General features: G+C 55.9%; 19 protein-coding genes and 1 tRNA gene. 9 read left to right on the top strand and 11 right to left on the bottom strand.

From position 1 onward, the window contains the following. Positions 1-33: 33 nt before the first annotated feature. Positions 34-109 (bottom strand) — tRNA-Thr (locus tag AC0TOF_RS05945). Positions 110-261: 152 nt separating this feature from the next. On the opposite strand from AC0TOF_RS05945, the gene AC0TOF_RS05940 reads away from it, so the two are divergent. Next, positions 262-1,035, top strand: coding sequence for an NAD kinase (locus AC0TOF_RS05940; protein ID WP_122000202.1), 774 nt, complete (start codon positions 262-264; stop codon positions 1,033-1,035). Positions 1,036-1,333: 298 nt separating this feature from the next. Beyond that, on the top strand, positions 1,334-2,785 hold the full coding sequence (locus tag AC0TOF_RS05935) for a DEAD/DEAH box helicase (RefSeq protein ID WP_122000203.1): 1,452 nt from the start codon (positions 1,334-1,336) through the stop codon (positions 2,783-2,785). A 22-nt stretch (positions 2,786-2,807) separates the two neighbouring features. Here the strand turns inward: AC0TOF_RS05935 and AC0TOF_RS05930 are convergent, their stop codons facing one another. Together AC0TOF_RS05930 and sufA are read right to left on the bottom strand one after the other, a co-directional pair. Continuing rightward, positions 2,808-3,179: a TfoX/Sxy family protein gene (locus AC0TOF_RS05930; RefSeq protein ID WP_473767540.1), complete on the bottom strand. Its 372-nt coding sequence runs from the start codon at positions 3,177-3,179 to the stop codon at positions 2,808-2,810. A 24-nt stretch (positions 3,180-3,203) separates the two neighbouring features. After that, the gene (gene sufA / locus AC0TOF_RS05925) at positions 3,204-3,584 is read right to left on the bottom strand and encodes a Fe-S cluster assembly scaffold SufA (RefSeq protein ID WP_122000205.1); all 381 of its coding nucleotides are present in this window, start codon (positions 3,582-3,584) and stop codon (positions 3,204-3,206) included. A 187-nt stretch (positions 3,585-3,771) separates the two neighbouring features. Between sufA and AC0TOF_RS05920 the strand changes: the two genes are divergently transcribed. The 7 genes from AC0TOF_RS05920 (at position 3,772) to AC0TOF_RS05890 (ending at position 12,862) form a co-directional block, all read left to right on the top strand. Beyond that, the gene (locus AC0TOF_RS05920; RefSeq protein ID WP_122000206.1) at positions 3,772-4,395 is read left to right on the top strand and encodes a hypothetical protein; all 624 of its coding nucleotides are present in this window, start codon (positions 3,772-3,774) and stop codon (positions 4,393-4,395) included. Between the two features lie 81 nt (positions 4,396-4,476). Next, complete coding sequence (locus AC0TOF_RS05915) at positions 4,477-4,677, top strand: heavy-metal-associated domain-containing protein (protein ID WP_122000207.1); 201 nt, start codon at positions 4,477-4,479, stop codon at positions 4,675-4,677. 329 nt (positions 4,678-5,006) lie between these two features. Next, complete coding sequence (locus tag AC0TOF_RS05910) at positions 5,007-5,675, top strand: protein-L-isoaspartate O-methyltransferase family protein (protein WP_122000208.1); 669 nt, start codon at positions 5,007-5,009, stop codon at positions 5,673-5,675. Between the two features lie 143 nt (positions 5,676-5,818). Next, complete coding sequence (locus AC0TOF_RS05905; protein WP_122000209.1) at positions 5,819-7,198, top strand: TolC family outer membrane protein; 1,380 nt, start codon at positions 5,819-5,821, stop codon at positions 7,196-7,198. 232 nt (positions 7,199-7,430) lie between these two features. Further along, a complete protein-coding gene (locus AC0TOF_RS05900) occupies positions 7,431-8,204 on the top strand; it encodes a PopZ family protein (protein WP_473767539.1) in 774 nt (257 codons plus the stop codon). Between the two features lie 265 nt (positions 8,205-8,469). After that, complete coding sequence (locus tag AC0TOF_RS05895) at positions 8,470-11,202, top strand: valine--tRNA ligase (protein WP_473767538.1); 2,733 nt, start codon at positions 8,470-8,472, stop codon at positions 11,200-11,202. Positions 11,203-11,596: 394 nt separating this feature from the next. Then, positions 11,597-12,862, top strand: a complete 1,266-nt coding sequence (locus tag AC0TOF_RS05890; RefSeq protein ID WP_473767537.1) for an OmpP1/FadL family transporter — start codon at positions 11,597-11,599, stop codon at positions 12,860-12,862. Between the two features lie 120 nt (positions 12,863-12,982). Here the strand turns inward: AC0TOF_RS05890 and AC0TOF_RS05885 are convergent, their stop codons facing one another. From AC0TOF_RS05885 to AC0TOF_RS05850, 8 genes are all read right to left on the bottom strand, one after another. Beyond that, positions 12,983-13,861 carry an NAD(P)-dependent oxidoreductase gene (locus AC0TOF_RS05885; protein WP_473767536.1) on the bottom strand — a complete coding sequence of 293 codons (879 nt, stop codon included), beginning with the start codon at positions 13,859-13,861 and terminating at the stop codon, positions 12,983-12,985. A 29-nt stretch (positions 13,862-13,890) separates the two neighbouring features. Beyond that, on the bottom strand, positions 13,891-14,511 hold the full coding sequence (locus AC0TOF_RS05880) for a glutathione S-transferase family protein (RefSeq protein WP_473767535.1): 621 nt from the start codon (positions 14,509-14,511) through the stop codon (positions 13,891-13,893). A gap of 108 nt (positions 14,512-14,619) precedes the next feature. After that, entirely contained in the window at positions 14,620-15,453 is an 834-nt protein-coding gene (locus AC0TOF_RS05875) for an ABC transporter permease (protein WP_122000258.1), read from the bottom strand. Position 15,454: 1 nt separating this feature from the next. Continuing rightward, complete coding sequence (locus AC0TOF_RS05870) at positions 15,455-16,177, bottom strand: ABC transporter permease (protein WP_122000214.1); 723 nt, start codon at positions 16,175-16,177, stop codon at positions 15,455-15,457. Between the two features lie 143 nt (positions 16,178-16,320). Continuing rightward, a complete protein-coding gene (locus AC0TOF_RS05865) occupies positions 16,321-17,127 on the bottom strand; it encodes an ABC transporter substrate-binding protein (RefSeq protein ID WP_473767534.1) in 807 nt (268 codons plus the stop codon). Between the two features lie 343 nt (positions 17,128-17,470). After that, the gene (gene mobB, locus AC0TOF_RS05860) at positions 17,471-17,974 is read right to left on the bottom strand and encodes a molybdopterin-guanine dinucleotide biosynthesis protein B (protein WP_473767533.1); all 504 of its coding nucleotides are present in this window, start codon (positions 17,972-17,974) and stop codon (positions 17,471-17,473) included. Beyond that, positions 17,971-18,600: a molybdenum cofactor guanylyltransferase MobA gene (gene mobA, locus AC0TOF_RS05855; RefSeq protein ID WP_473767532.1), complete on the bottom strand. Its 630-nt coding sequence runs from the start codon at positions 18,598-18,600 to the stop codon at positions 17,971-17,973. The genes mobB and mobA overlap by 4 nt, the downstream gene beginning before the upstream one ends. Continuing rightward, positions 18,597-19,484, bottom strand: coding sequence for a DMT family transporter (locus tag AC0TOF_RS05850; RefSeq protein WP_473767531.1), 888 nt, complete (start codon positions 19,482-19,484; stop codon positions 18,597-18,599). Before AC0TOF_RS05850 ends, mobA begins: the two co-directional genes overlap by 4 nt. Positions 19,485-19,544: the final 60 nt, after the last annotated feature.

The following is a 19,544-nucleotide window of genomic DNA, read 5'->3' as shown; positions in this document are numbered from 1 at the left end:
TATTACGCTAGTTCTTTGATTTTTGGATGATTTTGGTGCCCCCAGAGAGACTCGAACTCCCGACCCCCTGATTACAAATCAGGTGCTCTACCAACTGAGCTATAAGGGCACTCGCGTCCGATTAGCACAAATGCAGCGACTGTAAAACGAAAATTCATCGCCAGCAGGTCATGGCAACCGGGTTTTTCATGTGATAGCCAATAGCGAGTTGGGGAAATAGTGGCAACCTTGTCAAGGTGGGCCGGATTCGGGACTGTTACTATGGAAGATAAATCGCTCGCGCTTCATTTTCTGTCATCAGGAACCGAAGAATCACTTGTTGCCCAAAAGGAACTCGTAGCCCGTTATGGTCATGTGGCCGCCGAAGATGCTGATATCATCGTCGCGCTTGGCGGTGACGGAACCATGCTGCAGGCGCTTCGCGATTTCATGAACAGTGGAAAGCCGATTTACGGAATGAACCGCGGTTCGGTCGGCTTTCTGATGAATGAATTCAGCGTGGACGATCTTCCCGAACGCATTCTTGCCGCACAGATGGAAACCATTCGCCCGCTTGTCATGGTCGCGGAAACGGAATCCGGTCAATCGTTCGAAGCCCTGGCGATCAACGAAGTTTCCTTGTTCCGTCAATCCTATCAGGCTGCCAAGGTCAGGATAACAATCGACGGCAAGGTGCGGCTGGATGAACTTGTTTGCGATGGCGTTATGGTGGCGACGCCCGCAGGTTCCACCGCTTACAATCTCTCAGCGCAGGGACCCATTCTGCCGCTTGAGGCGCCGCTTCTGGCGCTGACCCCGGTCAGCCCGTTTCGCCCGCGTCGATGGGGTGGGGCGCTGTTGCCCAAGCACGTGACTGTTCGCATGGATCTGCTGGAAACCGAAAAGCGTCCCGTCAACGCGGTCGCCGACAACAATGAAGTCAAATCGGTCCGCTCCGTCACGGTGCGGGAAGCGCCGAACAGCCAGGTCGCCATTCTTTTTGATCGAAACCATTCATGGGATGAACGCATTCTCACGGAACAGTTCAGGCATTAGGCTCAGCAAAAGGGTGTGCGACTTGAAGCAGTGCCGATTGCTTTTTAGCTTTTGATAATTTGAATAAATTTGTTCATGTTCCACGTTGATTTCGGTCGCAACAGCATGTTTGAAGCAATTTAATATCTTTCGATGGTATTTTAGTTGACTTTTGCACGCTGTGGACGTAGGCGATGCTGCAAGAAAACGCATTTTGCGTTGCAGACGCCTTATTCTGCCTTGGTTCCTGCGCCCGATGACGCGGCTGCAACGACAGGATGGGTGGAAATCACTTCCAAACCAGAGAGCTGCGCCTCCATTGACGACATTTGCCGAACTCGGTCTTTCCCCGAAAGTGATCGCCGCTGTAGACGCGGCGGGATATACTGCGCCTACACCCATTCAGGCGGGAGCCATTCCTCCAGCCCTTGAACGCAAGGACGTTCTCGGTATCGCGCAGACGGGAACCGGCAAGACTGCGTCTTTCGTGCTGCCAATGCTGACGCTTCTGGAAAAGGGCAGGGCGCGGGCTCGTATGCCGCGCACGCTCATTCTGGAACCGACCCGGGAACTGGCTGCTCAGGTCGAGGAAAATTTCACCAAATATGGTATCAATCATCGGCTGAATGTGGCGCTCCTGATTGGCGGCGTTTCGTTTGACGAACAGGAACGCAAGCTTGAGCGCGGCGCAGATGTGCTCATCGCTACGCCTGGTCGTCTGCTCGATCATTTCGAGCGCGGCAAGCTGCTCCTGACCGGCGTTGAAATTCTCGTCATCGACGAGGCGGATCGCATGCTGGACATGGGCTTCATTCCAGACATCGAGCGTATCTGCAAGCTCATCCCGTTCACGCGTCAGACACTTTTCTTCTCGGCCACCATGCCGCCGGAAATCACCAAGCTGACCGAACAGTTCCTGCATTCCCCCACGCGCGTCGAGGTTGCAAAGGCTTCCTCCACGGCCAAGACCGTGACCCAGCGTCTGGTGAAATCCAGCAAGAAGGATTGGGACAAGCGCGCCGTGCTGCGTGACCTTATCCGCGCGGAAGGCGATACGCTCAAGAACGCGATCATCTTTTGCAACCGCAAGAAGGATGTGTCGGAGCTGTTCCGCTCGCTGACGCGCCACGAATTCAATGCTGGCGCTCTTCATGGCGACATGGACCAGCGCGCCCGCATGACCATGCTGTCGAACTTCAAGGACGGCAAGTTGCAGCTGCTGGTCGCTTCCGACGTAGCTGCTCGCGGTCTCGACATTCCCGATGTGAGCCACGTTTTCAATTTTGATATCCCGATTCATTCTGAAGACTATGTCCACCGCATTGGCCGTACTGGCCGCGCGGGACGCTCCGGCAAGGCTTTCACCATCGTAACGCCTTCGGATACGAAATATCTGGCTGCGATCGAAGACATGATAGGCGAAAAGATAGAATGGCTTGACGGTGACCTGTCGACGCTCCCCCCTTCCGACGAGGCGGACGAGCGCAAGGGCAAGAATGCGCGCGGCAAGGGCAAGGATGCAAAGGGCAAGGACAAGCCGAAAGACAAGGCAAAGACTAAGCCTGCCGAAGTTCTCGATCCTGCCGAACAGCCGCAGCCGGTAATAGAAGCCAGTGATCGTCGCGATGCGATCCGCGCTTCAAATGATGAGCGCCGCGGCAAGCCGCAGCACGAGCATAAGCGCCGTCGTGATCGGGATGATGATGGTCCGACACCCGTTGGCTTTGGCAACGACATTCCGGCATTCATGCTGATTCCGACTGGAATCTGACAGAAGCATTGCAAAAAATGGTTCAATCGGCTGCAAGCTGACGCTTCGCAGCCGATTTCTTTTTTGGCTTGTTTTTCTCGCTACGCAAGGCGGCGTCATAGGCGAGGCGCGCCCAGCGCGTCATGACTTCCGGATCGTCGAAAGCTTCACTCGGCACGCTCCAGTAAGGCATGGCTATTGGGGCGCCGCCTTTGCGTCCTTCATAGGTCCACTGGATCGCGCCAGCTTCTACGAACTTCGGAATGGTGATGTTGTCGGCCTTGAAGAGAAGCTCGTCGCGAACGACGAGCGCAAAAATGACGCCTTGATGATAAATGCCCTTGCCGCCGAACATGCGGCGGATGCTGATGGGGCCGAAGTCCTGCAGCAAATCGCGAAGAGCTTCGTCATCCATTGGCTGGTGGACCTTTGTCGTGGTTCAGGCTGCGCCCTGCATCTGGCGGAGGCTTTCAGGGGAGGCGGCTTTGATTTCAACGGATTCGCCGCAGCCGCAAGCGGAGGTCTGGTTCGGGTTGTTGAAGACAAAACCCGTGCGCAGCGTCGTCACTTCGAAATCCATCTGGGTGCCAAGCAGGAAAAGGACCGCTTCAGGTGCGATAAAAACCCTGGCCCCGTCCTTCTCGATCACGTCGTCGCCCGGCTTGGCTTCGGTGACCAGATCGATGGTATATTCCATCCCGGCACAGCCGCCTTTTTTCACGCCCACCCGGATACCAAGCGCGCCATCCCGCGATGCGATGATCTCGCGAACGCGATCAGCTGCCTTGTCTGTTAGCGTCATGACTGCGAAACGGCCCATATTCTCTCTTCCGGTACGGTGCTGGCATATGGACGGAGAATCGTCCAATCTCGTCGCAACAAGCTGAGTTTCCTCTGCGATTGCCACGTTTTCACTATAGTTAGTGTTGTAACATCTTTACTGCAATACACCAAATCGGGAGCGTGTCAGGCGCTTCACAAAAGTTTGCTAGGAAGAGGAGAAGCGAATGTCAGACGACCGAATGAAACCTCTCATGCTGGCTGCTGTAATCGGCCTTCTTTCAGCCGGAGGGGCATGGGCGCAAAATCCCCCTAAAGCCGCGCCCGAGGAAACGCCCAGAAACGTGCAGGAAAAGCATGACAAGGCTTCCCAGCCGATCGAGGAAACCAAACCCTCCGAGCAGACGCAGGAGGCTGCGGGCGGCGTGACGGTCCCGGACTATCGCGATGATCGTTCCACGCCGCAGGCACTGATTGAGTCCTACTACAATGCGGTCAATCGCAAGGAATTTGCCCGCGCTTACGGTTATTATTCCGAAGAGGGACGAGAGCCCGACTTCAAAACCTTTGTGAAGGGCTATGAAAACACGAAAAGCGTCAAGGTCGCCTTGCGCAAGACCGATCCTGATCCGGGGGCAGGGCAGATCTATTGGAGCCAGCCTCTGGCTATCGAGGCGGAGACGACAGATGGAAAAAAAGAAGTCTTTACGGGCTGCTATACGATCCATCTCACAAATCCGGCTATGCAGGAAGAACCGCCTTTCAAGCCTATGCAGATCATGACGGGTTCGCTCACCAAATCACCACTTGAGCTGGAGAAGAGTGTGCCGGAGACCTGTGAGGCACCGTAAGAAACGACACAAAATAGCTCTTGACCTTGCCACGATGGGAAGCTCCATCTTGTGGTCAGTTCCCAAAAAGGAGTGACCGAGTTGATGAAATTTTCCATTCCCAAGATGAAGTGCGGCGGTTGTGCAGATAACATTACCGTCGCGCTGCGTGAACTTGATCCGGCAGCGTCAGTCGAAATCGACCTCGAAAACAAGGAGGTGGAGTTCGGCGGCAAGGTTTCGCGGGACGCCGTGCTTTCGGCGCTGGCAGCAGCAGGCTATCCTGCATCGAATACTCAATAATGTGATTTCTGGGGCGCTTGTATCCGGGCGCCGCAAAAGCTAGAGCGCATCCCGACAGTTGTGGAACGGTTTCGGGATGCGTGCTTGCAGGCAGCGATATGATGCCGGGAAGCAAGGCGCTTTCCGGCATTTTCATATCCTGATGCTGGCAACAAACGGTTATCAATGAGCATAAATGCCGCAAATGCTGTGTTTCATTGACTGGACCCGCGATTTTTGCCACATCAACGGCAAATCTCGTTTATGGTGTTCCGCGTGCGTCCCGAAGGACGCGCGGCGCTCCAATGGCATGAAACATCGCATTCCGCGACAAGGAAGGGTTTAGGGCTATGGCAGCCGATTTCCAGGATCTTCGCACAAAGATGGTCGACAATCAGATCCGTACGACGGACGTAACCGATCTGGCGGTTATCGATGCTTTCCTGGCCGTGCCGCGCGAGGCTTTCGTTCCCGCCGCCCGCCAGGTGCTTGCCTATATCGATGAAGACCAGCTGCTCGAAAGCGAAGGCAAGCAGCCTCGCTACCTTATGGAGCCTTCGCCCTTCGCAAAGCTTGTGCAGCTTGCACGCGTCAAGAAGACCGATGTGGTTCTCGATGTCGGCTGCGGCACCGGCTATTCCGCGGCTATTCTCTCCCGATTGGCAGGCTCGGTCATCGGTCTGGAAAGTGATTCCGTGTTATCGGCTGCCGCGACTGCCCGTCTGGCTGAATTGGGCTATGACAATGTTGTGATCGTTTCAGGTGAGCTGCAGGCTGGCTACCCGTCGGAAGCCCCTTACGATGTGATCGTCATCGAAGGCGCCGTCGATTTCGTTCCGGACGCATTGCTCGGCCAGTTGAAGGATGGCGGACGCCTCGTTGCCGTCGAAGGTCGCGGAAATGCCGGAGTTGCGCGGATTTATGTCAAGGAAAATGGTGTTGCATCGGGGCGCGGTGTGTTCAACACTGCGGTGCGTCCGCTTCCGGGATTCGAACGGGTTCCGCAGTTCGAATTTTAATTTTAGCGGATGGTACAATTCTGCAACGCTACGAAATTTGTTTGTGCAAGCTCTGGCGGGGGCAATGGAAATAACCGAATTTAGAGGTTATTAGGATTTGCCCGAACCAATCGGTTCGATAGTTGGATTCGTTTGTTCTTATAATGAGGTACCCGGTGTTCAAAACGTGCAAAGGACTGGTAGCGGCCGCAGCATTGTTGTCTGGCACCATTTTAACGGGGCAGGCGGCGTTCTCGGAGACGCTGACCGGCGCTCTCGTAAAGGCCTACAAGAACAATGCTAACCTGAACTACTCGCGCGCAGGCGTTCGTGTTACGGATGAAAGTGTGGCGATTGCCAAGTCCGGCTATCGTCCACAGATCACCGGAAGCTATGACGTAGGGCGTGGCAAGACGCCTTCAAGCCGGGGATATCGCACGACAGGCACGTTCGGCATCGAGTTGAACCAGATGCTGTTCGACGGGTTTCAGACCAAGAACAATGTCGCCGCCGCAGAAACGCAGGTCTTCGCCCAGCGGGAAAACCTTCGCAACGAAGAGCAGAACAGACTCTATGAGGCGGTAACCGCCTATATGGATGTCTATAAAGCACGCCAGATTGCAGTTCTGCGTGAGCGCAACCTGGCGGCCTTGAACGAGCAGGTGCGTGCCGCAAGGGCTCGTCTCGACGTGGGTGAAGGTACGCGCACCGACGTTGCGCAGGCCGATGCCAGCCGTTCGACTGCGGTTGCGGCGCTGAACTCGGCGCGTGCGGACGTCAAGTCGGCAGAAGCGACCTATGTGCAGGTTGTTGGCGTTCAGCCGGACAAGCTTGCAACCGCTACGGCGGCCAAAAACCTGCCAAGTTCGCCAAGCCAGGCATTTGCCATTGCGACCGCCGGGCATCCCGGCATTCTTGCGACCCAATATGCCGTCAATGCCGCCGGATATAATGTGAAAGCCAAGGAAGGTGCTTTGCTGCCGTCTGTCGGCCTCAAGGCAAGCGCCAGCCATCTCGATACCTATTCTGGTGAAGGCGGCTCGCAGACTGACGGCAATTCGGCCTCGATTGGTGTCGGCGTCAGCATTCCGATCTATACCGGTGGCCGCACATCGGCGCAGGTTCGCCAGTCCAAGGAACAGCTCGGCCAGGCGCGTATCGAAGTCGATGTCGTTCGCGATCAGGTCCGTCAGGCGATCAGTTCGGCATGGTCGCAGCTCGAAGCAGCCCGCGCCTCGGTCAAGGCAAACCGCGACGGCATTGCCGCTGCACAGCTTGCTCTCGACGGTGTCATCGAAGAACGCAAGGTCGGACAGCGCACCACGCTTGACGTCTTGAATGCGCAGAACGACCTCATCACCGCCCAGATTGCACTGGTTGAGTCTGAGCGCAATGTCGTCGTCGCCAGCTATGCTCTTCTGAATGCAACGGGTCGCATGACCGCGAGCCAGATGGGCCTGCAGGTTGCCGAGTACAAGCCGGAAGAGCATTATAAGGCCGTCAAGGACAAGTGGTTCGGCCTGCGCACGCCGGATGGCCGCTGATCGGTTTTCCCAAGAGGACCATCAATTGAAAAGGCACCTTCGGGTGCCTTTTGTTTTGCCGCCGATTCGACGTTTTCCGCATCGCAAATATTAACAAATCCATAAAGCTGTGAGTTTGAACCCGCCAGCCTTGGCTGGGGATTCTCAAACGCAGGATCGTCCGCTACCCTTAATCCATTGATTCTCTGTCTTTTGCAGACAATGTCGCAATACAGGAAAACGGATAGCAGTCATGGCACAGACATCCAGCGCAGCACGGGAACCGTCAATGGAAGAGATACTCGCTTCCATTCGCAGGATCATCGAAGACAGCGATGTCACCCGCCAACCCATGCCATTGGCCGGTTCTCCGGTTCGTGGTGAGGTCGCGGAATTCCGTCGCCCGGCTGAGGAAAAATCGGTCACTCAGCCGGAGAAGCCCGCCATGATGCGCAACGTGTTCCAGGACGAGCCGACATTGCGCGGTCCGATTGCCGAACCGTTGAAAGCCGCTCCCGAACCTGAAGCCGAGGCCGACGATGAGGATGATGTCGTTCTCAATGCCGAGAATGACGATCACTCCAATGTCGGGGCTACGTCATCCGTGGAACAGTCGGTCGAGGCTGCCACATCTCTTGAAGAAATCGATCTTTCGGTTGAGACGGATATAGCCGAGGCACTTGATGCCATGCTCAAACCGGACGTCACTGCAGAAATCGGACCGGCACCCACCGTTACGGGACAGGAGGTTCCGGTTCAGCCCGAGGCTGCGACGCCGGTCGCGGAACCTGTTGCAAAGACAGTGCCTGCTGCCCATATATTGTCGCAGGTCGCCGAACGTCAGGTGGCAGCGGCATTTCAGGATTTGAACCATGCCGTTCGCGCTGAGCCGCGTCGTTCGTTCGATGATATCGCTACGGAACTGTTGCGTCCGATGCTGCAAGACTGGCTCGACAACAATCTGCCTACGCTTGTTGAGCGGCTCGTTCGGGAAGAAATCGAGCGGGTAGTGCGCGGCGAACGTTAGAGCGCATCCCGAAAACTGTGAAACGGTTTTCGGAAAAGATGCGCTGTAAAACAAACAGTTAGAGCGCCGATATGATCCATTGGATCGAAAAGTGCTCTAAGTGGTATCAAAGCGATCTATCGAAGTGTTACCCGTCTGTGCAGCAGGCGGGTTTTCACTTTTCAAGCGGCCAATGGTGGCATCATCACTTTTAAAGTGATTTGTCAGCTGTTAGTTGCTATTGAGCCCTCAATCCATTCATCGCGCATAAAGACCGGATAATTCCATGCTTGAGAAGACCTATGACGCCGCAGCCATAGAGCCGAAAATTGCTGAACGCTGGGAAGAAGCGGGTGCATTCAAGGCGGGTGCAGGCGCGAAGCCGGGAGCCGATCCGTTCGCAGTGGTTATTCCGCCGCCGAACGTCACGGGATCGCTGCATATGGGCCACGCCCTCAACAACACGATCCAGGACATCATGGTTCGCTTCGAGCGCATGCGCGGCAAGAACGTGCTGTGGCAGCCCGGCATGGATCACGCCGGCATTGCGACGCAGATGGTTGTCGAACGGCAGCTTGCCGAACGGCAGGAGCCGAACCGTCACGTCATGGGCCGTGAGAAGTTCATCGAGCGGGTCTGGCAGTGGAAGGCCGAATCCGGCGGTATGATTTCCAATCAGCTTCGCCGCCTTGGCGCCTCGTGCGACTGGTCGCGCGAACGCTTCACGATGGACGAGGGGCTTTCGCGCGCGGTTCTGGAAGTTTTCGTCACGCTCTACAAGCAGGGCCTGATTTATCGTGACAAGCGTCTGGTCAACTGGGACCCGAAGCTGCTGACGGCGATTTCCGATATCGAAGTTGAATCGCGTGAAACGAAAGGCCACCTGTGGCATTTCCGTTATCCGCTCGAGAACGTTCCTTTCGATCCGGAAAACCCGCATACATATATCGTCGTTGCGACCACGCGCCCGGAAACCATGCTTGGTGATACCGGCGTTGCGGTTAATCCCAAGGATGGGCGCTACCACGCACTGGTCGGCAACGATGTCGTTTTGCCGCTCGTCGGGCGTCATATTCCAATCGTTGCGGACGATTACGCCGATCCGGAAGCCGGTTCTGGCGCGGTCAAGATCACGCCTGCGCACGATTTCAACGATTTCGAGGTCGGCAAGCGCAATGACCTGCGCGCCATCAACATCCTGACGCCTGAGGCATCCATTACCCTGAAGGGGAATAACGACTTCCTCGAAGGCCTCGAACTGACACCTGAACTGAAGGCGCTCATCAATGAGCTCGACGGCCAGGATCGTTTTGCGGTTCGCAAGCGCATTGTCGAACTGATGGACGAGCGCGGCTATCTGGAGAAGGTCGAGGACCACACGCACGCCGTTCCGCACGGTGATCGGGGCGGCGTGCCGATCGAACCTTACCTGACCGACCAGTGGTATGTGAATGCTGCCGAACTTGCCAAGCCTGCAATGGCTGCTGTTCGCAACGGCACCACGCAGATCGTGCCGAAGAACTGGGAAAAGACCTATTTCGACTGGATGGAAAACATCCAGCCATGGTGCGTCTCACGCCAGCTCTGGTGGGGGCACCAGATTCCGGCCTGGTACGGTCCCGATGGCAAATGCTTCGTCGAAAAGAGCGAAGCGGAAGCCAAGGCCTCCGCACGCGCGCACTACGGCGAAGACGTTGCGCTGGACCGCGATACCGACGTTCTCGATACGTGGTTCTCGTCTGCCCTATGGCCGTTCTCGACGCTCGGCTGGCCGGACAAAACGCCGGAACTTGCCACCTATTATCCGACCAGTGTTCTGGTTACGGGGTTTGACATCCTGTTCTTCTGGGTTGCCCGCATGATGATGATGGGCCTCCACTTCATGGAGGAAATCCCGTTCCACACGGTCTACCTGCATGCTCTGGTTCGCGACAAGAACGGCGCGAAAATGTCGAAGTCGAAGGGCAATGTCATTGATCCGCTGGAGCTGATGGATGAATACGGTGCCGACGCGCTTCGGTTCACCCTTGCCATCATGGCCGCTCAGGGCCGTGACGTGAAGCTCGATCCGGCACGTATCGCAGGCTATCGCAATTTCGGCACCAAGCTGTGGAACGCAACGCGCTTTGCCCAGATGAACGGCGTGAAGCTCGACGCCGGTTTCAAGCCCGAAAATGCCAAGCTTGCAGTCAATCGCTGGATTTTGACCGAACTGACCAAGGCGACCCGCGCGGTAACCGAAGGCATCGCTACCTATCGTTTCAACGAAGCGGCGGGCGCGGCCTATCGATTTGTCTGGAACCAGTTCTGTGACTGGTATCTGGAACTGCTCAAGCCGATCTTCATGGGCGACGATGAAACCGCGAAGGCAGAGGCTCAGGCTACGGCAGCATATTGCCTGGACGAGATCTACAAGCTCCTGCATCCTTTCATGCCATTCATGACGGAAGAGCTGTGGACCCTGACGGCGGGCGAGGGACAGAAGCGCGACACTGTGCTGGCGCTTGCGGCCTGGCCGGAACTGTCCTTCGAGGATGAGGAAGCTGCTGCCGACATCAACTGGCTTGTTGATCTTGTCACCGGAATTCGTTCGGTTCGTGCCGAGATGAATGTGCCTGCTCGCGCGATTGCTCCGGTCGTTGTCCTCGATGCCAATTCGGCAAGCGTGGAGCGGTTTGCCCGCCACGATGCGGCCATCAAGCGCCTCGCCCGCGTGGAAAGCGTTGCGTTTGAAGCGCAAGCACCAAAAGGGTCGGCGCAGATGTTGCTGGGTGAGGCGACAATCTGCATCCCGCTTGGCAATCTGATCGACCTCAAGGCCGAATCCGCGCGCCTTGCCAAGGAGGCTGGCAAGATTGCCGCTGAAATGGATCGCATCGAGAAGAAGCTCTCCAATGAGAAGTTCGTTGCCAATGCGCGCGAAGAGGTCGTTGAAGCCGAGCGTGAGCGGTTGGCCGAATTGAAGGAAGCAGCACAGCGCGTGGCGACCGCGGAGTCACGCATTCGTGATGCGAGCTGATTTGATCTGACCTGAAAACGACCCCACGTTTTTCGAATCAAGCACCCGGCAGTGCATTTCGCTGCCGGGTGTTTTTTGTGTCGGAGGTGGATTTCGGCGCAATTCAACCGCTGGAACGATTGATCGAACCGCCGTTTCGATTGTTTTTGACTAATGTTGCGCTTTCGCAACAAGGCGAAAAAGAGGTCAAAAACTGGCCGATTTGCGCATATTTTGACGTTCGCGTGACCGATTACTGCTAATGAACGGCCTCAGGATCGAAGTTTTGGCCATTTTCGACAGATGCCGCGAAAATTGTATGATGCTAATCCAATTTAATGGATATTGCGGCTTCAAACCTTCCTGATTTACGTTTTCGTCAACGTTAATATCGTTGCTGTGTGGGAGGACATTTATGAGTGTACAGCGCGTGAAAATGGCGGGAATGGTCGCGGCTCTCCTCGGGAGCGCGGTTGCAGCCAATGCAGGTGGTTTCGAGCGTAGCTCGCAGGATTTCGATATCCTTTTCGAAAAAGGGAACGTTGTCGACACCACCGGCACCTACATCATGCCGCAGCGAAAGCTGAAAAATATCCAAGGTTCGCCAATCGCTGCGAAAACGGGCGGTATAAACCCGATCACCAAGCGGCCATATGAAACCGAGGTTGACGAAGCCAAGAGCTATTGGGTTCCGAAAGCATCTGCGAAGTTCGACCTGACCGATGATTTTGCCTGTGCTGCCCAGTATCGGCAGCCTTGGGGTATTCACACTGACGTTGGCGTCGACACGGTCCGCATGTATACCGCGATCGAGCAGAAGATTTCCTCGAACGATTACGGCGTGAATTGCTCCTATCGATTTGCAGCCGGAGAGAAGAGCTATTTCCGCATTCTCGGCGGCGTCAGCTATCAGGAGCTTCGGGGTGAACAAACTCGAATGATCCCGGGTATTGACCCGCGCGATAATCCGACGAAGTTTCCGTTCCCTGGTCCGTTCCGCGTAGCGTCTCTGGACGTAGAGGATGAAGCCATCGGCTGGCGTCTCGGTGCGGCCTACGAAATCCCCGAATATGCGATGCGCGCGACGCTCGTTTACCAGTCCAAGGTCAAGTACAATCTTGAAGGAACGATTGATAATCTGGCGATTGTCGGTGGGCGTGCGCTGCCGATCAACGTTGAAAGTGACGTCGCGACGCCGCAATCGGTTGAATTCAAGTTCCAGACCGGCATCGCTCCAGACTGGCTCGCTTTCGGTTCGGTCAAGTGGACTGACTGGTCATCCATCAGCCACGTGGATTTCAACACATCCGACAGCAAGATTGCTCGCAAGGGAACGACGATCACCAGTTTGAACCTGTATTATCAGGATGGCTGGACGGTGAGCGGTGGTGTTGGCCACAAGCTTAACGAACAATGGTCCCTGGCCGGTACTGTAACCTGGGACCGTGGTACCAGCACAGGCCTGACATCGCAGACTGACGTATGGCTGTTCGGCCTGGGAACCAACTACAAGCCGAACGATCAGTTCGAGGTTCGTCTTGCTGGCGCGGCTGGCTGGCTGTCCTCCGGTGAACTTGATGATACCGTTGTCGGTGGCAAACCGAGCCTTACGGGTTCCAAGGGCAGATTCGGCAATGACTTTGTGGGTGGTTTGTCACTCACTGCCAAGGTCAAGTTCTAGAGCACTTCCGAGCGAGCGGTTCCAACGGTTTCGTTAAAACAGGAGCCGCTCCAGGCTTGACGCATGAGACATGAAAAAGCCCGGCATTACCGGGCTTTTTTTCGTTTGGTGTGGTCTTGATTACTGTTCAAGCCGCGCAAGCAGTGAAGACGTATCCCAGCGACCGCCGCCGATCTTCTGCACTTCCTTGTAGAACTGATCCACGAGGGCCGTAACCGGCAGAAGCGCGCCGTTGCGGTCCGCTTCCTCAAGGCAGATGCCAAGGTCCTTGCGCATCCAGTCGACGGCAAAGCCGAAATCATATTTGCCCTGGTTCATGGTGCCGGAGCGGTTTTCCATCTGCCAGGAGCCGGCTGCTCCCTTGGAGATCACCGAGATCAGCTTTTCGATATCGAGACCGGCCTTCTTGCCGAAATGGATACCTTCTGCCAGCCCTTGAACGAGACCGGCAATGCATATCTGGTTGACCATCTTTGCAAGCTGGCCCGAGCCGACCGGTCCCATGAGGCCGACCATGCGCGCATAGGCATCGATAACCGGCTTGGCGCGTTCGAAAACTGCCTCTGATGCGCCGACCATGACCGTCAGCACACCGTTTTCGGCGCCAGCCTGTCCGCCGGAGACAGGTGCGTCGATAAAATGAAAGCCGCGCTTTTGCGCTTCGGCGTCCAGTTCGCGGGCAACCTCGGCGGATGCGGTGGTATTATCGATGAAAATCGTATCCTTCCCCATGGCCGAGAAAGCGCCATCCGGCCCAATGGTCACAGAACGAAGATCGTCGTCATTGCCAACACAGGCGAAAACAAAGTCCGCATCACGCACTGCTTCGGCAGGCGTGGGGGCAAAGCTTCCACCGAACTCCTTGGCCCATTTTTCGGCCTTGGCCGTCGTGCGGTTATAAACCGTGACGGCGTGACCGCCTTTGTTCTTGAGATGCCCTGCCATGGGATAACCCATAACGCCTAAGCCTAGAAAGGCGACTTTAGCCGCTGTCGTCATTCGTTTCTTCCTTTGGATAACTGCCAAAATCAGGTGAGCGGCGTCATAACGGCCGCCTTATAGGCTGGGCGCTGCTTAAGACGGCCATACCACTCTTCGAGGCGGGGAAGAGAGGGGCGTTCAATCGAAAACTCGAACCACGCATAGGCATGACAGCCAATGGGAATATCGCCGATTCCGAAATTCTCGCCCGAGAACCAGGGCGTTTCCTTGAGGCCCTCGTCGGCAATCCGCATCGAATGCGCCAGCCCCTCGAGACCGCGTTTCAAAATGGCTGGATCGCGTTCCGCTTCCGGCAGCCGTATCATGTGCTTCATGACGTCGCTGAAATTGGTGTAGAAGGACGCGGACGCCCAATCCATCCATTTTTCGGCCTGGGCACGCTTGGCCGGTTCGTCGATCCATAGCGTGCCTTTACCATAAGCGGCTGCGAGATAACGCGTAATGGTGTTGGATTCCCAAAGCACAGTGTCGCCGTCCTCCAGCAAGGGGATCAGGCCATTCGGGTTGCGGGCCAGATAAGCCGGGTCGTTCAACCCGCCGAATGGACCGCCAACATTGATCTGCTCATATTCAAGATCAAGTTCATGCGCTATCCAGAGCGCCTTCTTCACATTTGTGGAATTGATACGACCCCAGATTTTCAGCATGACTCAGCCTGTTGCATTACTGTCGAAAAATGCATTCTAAACAGATCGTCCCCGAAAGTCGCAAGACTTCCGGGGACGATATTTTGGCTTATGCCTATTTAGTGATCTCTAGCGAACAAGATGACGTGTCAGTCGCCGTTCGAGGTAATCCCAGATGTGTCGCAGACATTCGACGATCAGCAGATAAATCACCGCCGCCCACAGATAAGTCTGGAAATCGAACGTGCGTGAATAGGCGCGGCGGGTTTCGCCCATGAGATCCAGAACGGTGATGATGGCCACAATGGCCGACCCCTTGATCATCAGGATGATTTCATTGCCGTAAGGACGCAACGCCACGATGAGCGCCTGCGGAAGAATAACCTTCCAGAACGTCACCCGTTTGGAAATACCCAGCGCCGCGGCGCCTTCCCATTGGCCAGGTGCCACGCTCTGGATAGCGCCACGCAGGATTTCAGCCTGATAAGCCGCCGTGTTGAGCGAAAACGCCAGAATGGCACAATTCCACGCATCGCGGAAAAATACCCATAGGCCGATGCTTTCGAGGAACGGGCGGAAGGTGCCGAAGCCATAATAGATAAGGAACGTCTGAGCGAGAAGCGGGGTGCCGCGAAAGAAATAGACGTAACCGAAAGCCACGCCGCGCAGCCATCGATTGTTTGACATGCGTGCAGCCGTGACTGGCAATGAAAGCAGCGCACCTATGGTGATGGATAGTGCGACCAGTTTCAGCGTTATCAGCAGCCCGGACCAATAGCGTGGGCCATAGGTTTCGAACAGGTCGATACGCCACGAATTATAGAGATAAATCGCGAGTCCGGCGAAGAGAAGAAGCCAGAGAGCCACGATGATATGGCCGGCGACGCGCATCCGCGTCCATTGCTTTACCACTGGTGGGGGAGCCATCACCGGAACTGTCGTGTGGGAAACCGTCTGGGTCATGTCACGCACCTCGCGAACGGTTGGCGCCTGCATCAGCCCATCGGGCAATGCGGTCGATAAAGTAGGACGAGATGATTGCGAGAGCCAGATAGAGCAGGCAGGCTATGCCGAAGAACAGAAACGGCTCCTTGGTCACGCGCGCCGCAATGGAGGTTTGCCGCAGGATATCTGAGAGAGTGATGACAGAAACCAGCGATGTGTCCTTGAGAAGCACCAGCCACAGATTGGCAAGGCCGGGCAGGGCGATGCGGATCAGCTGCGGCAGGATCACCTTGCGCATCGTCTGCCAGTGAGACAGGCCAACAGCATAACCGCCTTCATATTGGCCGCGCGGGATCGCCCGGAACGCCGAAAGGAAGACTTCGCTCGAATAGGACGAGAAGACAAAGCCCAGTGCGACCATACCGGCGCCGAAGGCATTGATTTCCACATTGGCATCGACGCCGAACAGGCTCAAAAGCCGTTGCAGCCCGAGTGACGCCCCGAAATATACGAGAAAGAGGGTCAGAAGCTCGGGCAAGCCACGAAAGATCGTCGTGTAGATGTTTGCTGCGAGCCGTATCGACGGCTCGGCGGATTGTTTGCCGACAGCCACCAGAAACCCAAGTGCGAGCCCAACAGGAAGCGTCGCGAGAGCCAGTGCGATAGTTACCAGAAGCCCGTTGGCAATGCTGATTCCCCAACCATCGGGGCCGAAACTCAACAGAGTGGCGTAATGTTCCATGCGCCTATTCTTTTCCTAAAGGCAATTGCCTGTGTTTTTATCGCCTGCCGGATTTCACCCGGTCAGGCTTGTGCGGCATGCCCGTACAAATGTTTTGCGCCGATCTGCAGGAATGCAAATCGGCGCATAGGTGTCAGTCCTGATTAGTTTTCGGCGCCGTAGGCATCGAAGTCGAAGTACTTGTCGTTGACTTCCTTGTACTTGCCGTTCGCGCGGATCGCCTTGATGGCCGCGTTGAACTTTTCAACCAGTTCCGGACGGCCCTTCTTGAAGGCAACGCCAGCACCCGGGCCGTGGATTTCAACAACTGGCGGGAAAGTGCCGACCATCTTGCAGCACGCGCCATCGGGCGACTTCAGCCATTCGGCCAATGTCACGCTGTCGTCGTTGGCCGCGTCGAGACGGCCATTGGCCAGATCAAGGCGATATTCTTCAGCCGTGGGATAAGCCTTGATCGTGCTGTCGGTGAAGGTCTTTTCCGAATAGTTGGAATGTGTGGTGGAAACCTGAACGCCAATCGTCTTTCCGGCGAGGTCTTCCTTGGTCACGCCCTTGATGTCTGTGTCTTTGGGAGCGGCAATGCCGGGAGGCGTGTTGTAGTATTTATTGGAGAAGTCGACCTGCTTCTTGCGCTCCTCGGTGATGGACATGGAGGCGATGAATGCATCGAACTTGCCTGCCTGAAGGGCAGGAATTGCGCCATCCCATTCCTGGGTGACAAATTCGCACTGCGCTTTCATTTCATCGCAAAGTGCCTTGGCGATATCAACGTCGAAGCCCGAGAGGGTACCGTCCGGCTTGATGAAATTGAAAGGAGGATAGGCACCTTCCGTGCCGATCTTGAGCTTGAGCGGCTCTTCCGCATTAGCTGTACCGGCAGTCATCGTGCCGATCGTGATTGCCAGGGCTGCAACCGATGCAGCAGTGGCGATACGCTTCAATACGCGCATTGTGGTTCCTCTCGTTTTGTTCTGGCTGGTTCCCTGATTATTTCTTCTGGTTCAGCCGCTTAAGGGGTAGGCACGACCATGTAACCTTAAATTGCACTTTTGGTGGTGGATTCCCCTTATCCCTATCATTAGATGGTTGAGCCGATCATGCGCAATATTTTTTCGTGCTTCCGTTTCGGTCATCCATTCTGCGAGTGATATTCCCACCAATTTTAGACTGTTGGCAAGATGGTCTGAGTAATTAAATTGTGTGTCTCGGGCGTGGATATCTCGGTGATTTCCGCATAATTTTGCCTGAATGTGATAAAATTCACCATCAGGAAGGTCAACTATAGGGTTTTGCTCAAAGGGCCATCTCGCGAGCGATAAAATCGGCTATTTTCTCGATATCGTTGATATCGAATACCGGCGCCGTTTCCTGGGGCTGCGGCTGGTCGCTGGCAATGGCGACAATGCTAGGATCGTCGGCGGAAAGCGGCGGCCCTCCATGACTGCCCGAGCGGCGCAGCTCGATTTTCTTGTGCGTTTCAAGCTTATAGCCTTCGACCAGAACCAGGTCACATGGCGCAAGCTTGGCGGCAATCTCCCAAAGGGAGGGTTCTTTTTCGCCCATGTTCTCATGCATGATCGCGTAGCGCCGCGACGAGACTATCGCTACTTCCGCCGCTCCCGCCTTTCGGTGCCGCCAGGAATCAGTTCCTTCATGATCGATGTCGAAATCATGATGGGCGTGCTTGATGGTGGCGATACGGTATCCGCGTGCAGTGAGGCATGTAACCAGCCGTTCGGTCATTGTCGTCTTGCCGGAGTTTTTCCAGCCGGTAATGCCGAAAAGCTTCTGGTTCATTCCATTCCCTCAGCCAGTCTCCGTGCGGCGACAAGATCGTCGGGCCGGTTGATGTTGAAAAACGGATCATATGTTTCCGAACTATCGCCAGCCAAGGCAAGCGGAAATTCAACTGTCTCGAAGCCGATATGCTCAGCGAATGCCAGAACGCTGGCCCTGTTCGTGCTTGCAAGCCAGGCGGAGAGTTCATCTGCCAGGCCGGTTTCCCACAGTCCGAAAATTGGATGAATCCGCTCCAGGGAACTGGCAAGAACAACCCGCGCTCCGGTCTCATTCCGACGTGAAAGAAGACGGTCCGCGAGATCGGGAGGCAGAAATGGCGTATCGGCTGCTGTTGTCAGCAGCAGGGGAAAAGCTTGCGCCTGAAGCAACGCCGTCAGAATGCCGATCAGCGGGCCGCCATGTTGAGCGGAGATGTCTTTTATGACGGGTATGCCGAGATCGGTCAGGCGGGAATCATTGCTGTTCGCGTTGACGACCAGAGTTTGAACCTGAGGTTCGATCCGTCTGATGACGTGGGTAATAACGGAGCCGGTGCCGAGCGGTTGAAGGAACTTGTCGCCCGCAACGCCGCCTTCCTGCATACGGCTGGAAAGCCCGCCGGCAATGATGGCTCCGGCGATCATGAAGGTTCCACGCCAGTCGGGATCGTCGCGAGCGTGCTCTTGTAGCGTTCCCGCTTTTGCAAGACATTCTCACGATAGACCATATAGACGCCGCTCCCGACCACCAGCACCGATCCCAAGATCGTATATAAGTCAGGCGCTTCGCCGAAGACAAATGTGCTGAGCCCGATTGCCCAGAGCAGGCTGGAATAACGGAACGGTGAAACGAACGAGACTTCGCCCTCCCGCATGGCCAGAATGATGAAGTGATAGCCGGCAAGCAGCAGGACGGCAGCAATGGCCATAGCTCCGACAGCCGAAATGTTGAGAGGTTGCCATCCGCCCATGGGAATGGTGAGGGCGCCACCGGTCAGCGTTATCGCTCCCGCCGTCAGCGTCGATAGGAAAAGCGTTGGCACATGTGCAGGCACCCGACGTGTGGCGAGGTCGCGCGTGGCCGCAAAACAGACGCTCGCCAGAAGAACAGCTACGGCTGCAAGGCTGGCCGAATCGTTCATTCCAGGCCGGATGATAATCAGGACGCCGACAAATCCGACCAGGACACAGGACCAGCGGCGCCAGCCGACCTTCTCTTTGAGAAACAAGGCTGCTCCCAGCGTCACCACGAGCGGGGTGGCCTGAAAAACCGCCGAACAGAATGCCTGGGAGAGATGGCCCAAAGAATAAATATAGGTCACCGTTGCCACCACTTCGCCAGCCACGCGCAGAAGTGTCATCTTTTCAAGGGACAGATTGCGCAGCGCCCCATGACGCCAGGCAAGCAGACCGATGAGTGTTGTCGCGAACACGCCCCGGACCAGCATGTACTGTCCGCTGTTCATTTCAGTCAGGAGGTACTTTGTGATCGCATCGCCAATGGTAAAAGTCCCCATGGCGAGAAGCATGAAAATACTTGCTCGAAAATTTGATGACTGCGGCACGATACAGAATCCAGTTTAGAACTC

The organism is Ochrobactrum sp. PL_is501 (assembly GCF_055816895.1).
This window is presented reverse-complemented; position numbering and strand designations above follow the sequence as displayed.

Bases quoted from the DNA above. Each gene is read 5' to 3' on its own strand.
- AC0TOF_RS05940 (WP_122000202.1), top strand. From the start codon at position 262: ATGGAAGATAAATCGCTCGCGCTTCATTTTCTGTCATCAGGAACCGAA.
- AC0TOF_RS05930 (WP_473767540.1), bottom strand. From the start codon at position 3,179: ATGGATGACGAAGCTCTTCGCGATTTGCTGCAGGACTTCGGCCCCATC.
- sufA (WP_122000205.1), bottom strand. From the start codon at position 3,584: ATGGGCCGTTTCGCAGTCATGACGCTAACAGACAAGGCAGCTGATCGC.
- AC0TOF_RS05920 (WP_122000206.1), top strand. From the start codon at position 3,772: ATGTCAGACGACCGAATGAAACCTCTCATGCTGGCTGCTGTAATCGGC.
- AC0TOF_RS05910 (WP_122000208.1), top strand. From the start codon at position 5,007: ATGGCAGCCGATTTCCAGGATCTTCGCACAAAGATGGTCGACAATCAG.
- AC0TOF_RS05905 (WP_122000209.1), top strand. From the start codon at position 5,819: ATGAGGTACCCGGTGTTCAAAACGTGCAAAGGACTGGTAGCGGCCGCA.
- AC0TOF_RS05900 (WP_473767539.1), top strand. From the start codon at position 7,431: ATGGCACAGACATCCAGCGCAGCACGGGAACCGTCAATGGAAGAGATA.
- AC0TOF_RS05895 (WP_473767538.1), top strand. From the start codon at position 8,470: ATGCTTGAGAAGACCTATGACGCCGCAGCCATAGAGCCGAAAATTGCT.
- AC0TOF_RS05890 (WP_473767537.1), top strand. From the start codon at position 11,597: ATGAGTGTACAGCGCGTGAAAATGGCGGGAATGGTCGCGGCTCTCCTC.
- AC0TOF_RS05885 (WP_473767536.1), bottom strand. From the start codon at position 13,861: ATGACGACAGCGGCTAAAGTCGCCTTTCTAGGCTTAGGCGTTATGGGT.
- AC0TOF_RS05880 (WP_473767535.1), bottom strand. From the start codon at position 14,511: ATGCTGAAAATCTGGGGTCGTATCAATTCCACAAATGTGAAGAAGGCG.
- AC0TOF_RS05875 (WP_122000258.1), bottom strand. From the start codon at position 15,453: ATGACCCAGACGGTTTCCCACACGACAGTTCCGGTGATGGCTCCCCCA.
- AC0TOF_RS05870 (WP_122000214.1), bottom strand. From the start codon at position 16,177: ATGGAACATTACGCCACTCTGTTGAGTTTCGGCCCCGATGGTTGGGGA.
- AC0TOF_RS05865 (WP_473767534.1), bottom strand. From the start codon at position 17,127: ATGCGCGTATTGAAGCGTATCGCCACTGCTGCATCGGTTGCAGCCCTG.
- mobB (WP_473767533.1), bottom strand. From the start codon at position 17,974: ATGAACCAGAAGCTTTTCGGCATTACCGGCTGGAAAAACTCCGGCAAG.
- mobA (WP_473767532.1), bottom strand. From the start codon at position 18,600: ATGATCGCCGGAGCCATCATTGCCGGCGGGCTTTCCAGCCGTATGCAG.
- AC0TOF_RS05850 (WP_473767531.1), bottom strand. From the start codon at position 19,484: ATGCTTCTCGCCATGGGGACTTTTACCATTGGCGATGCGATCACAAAG.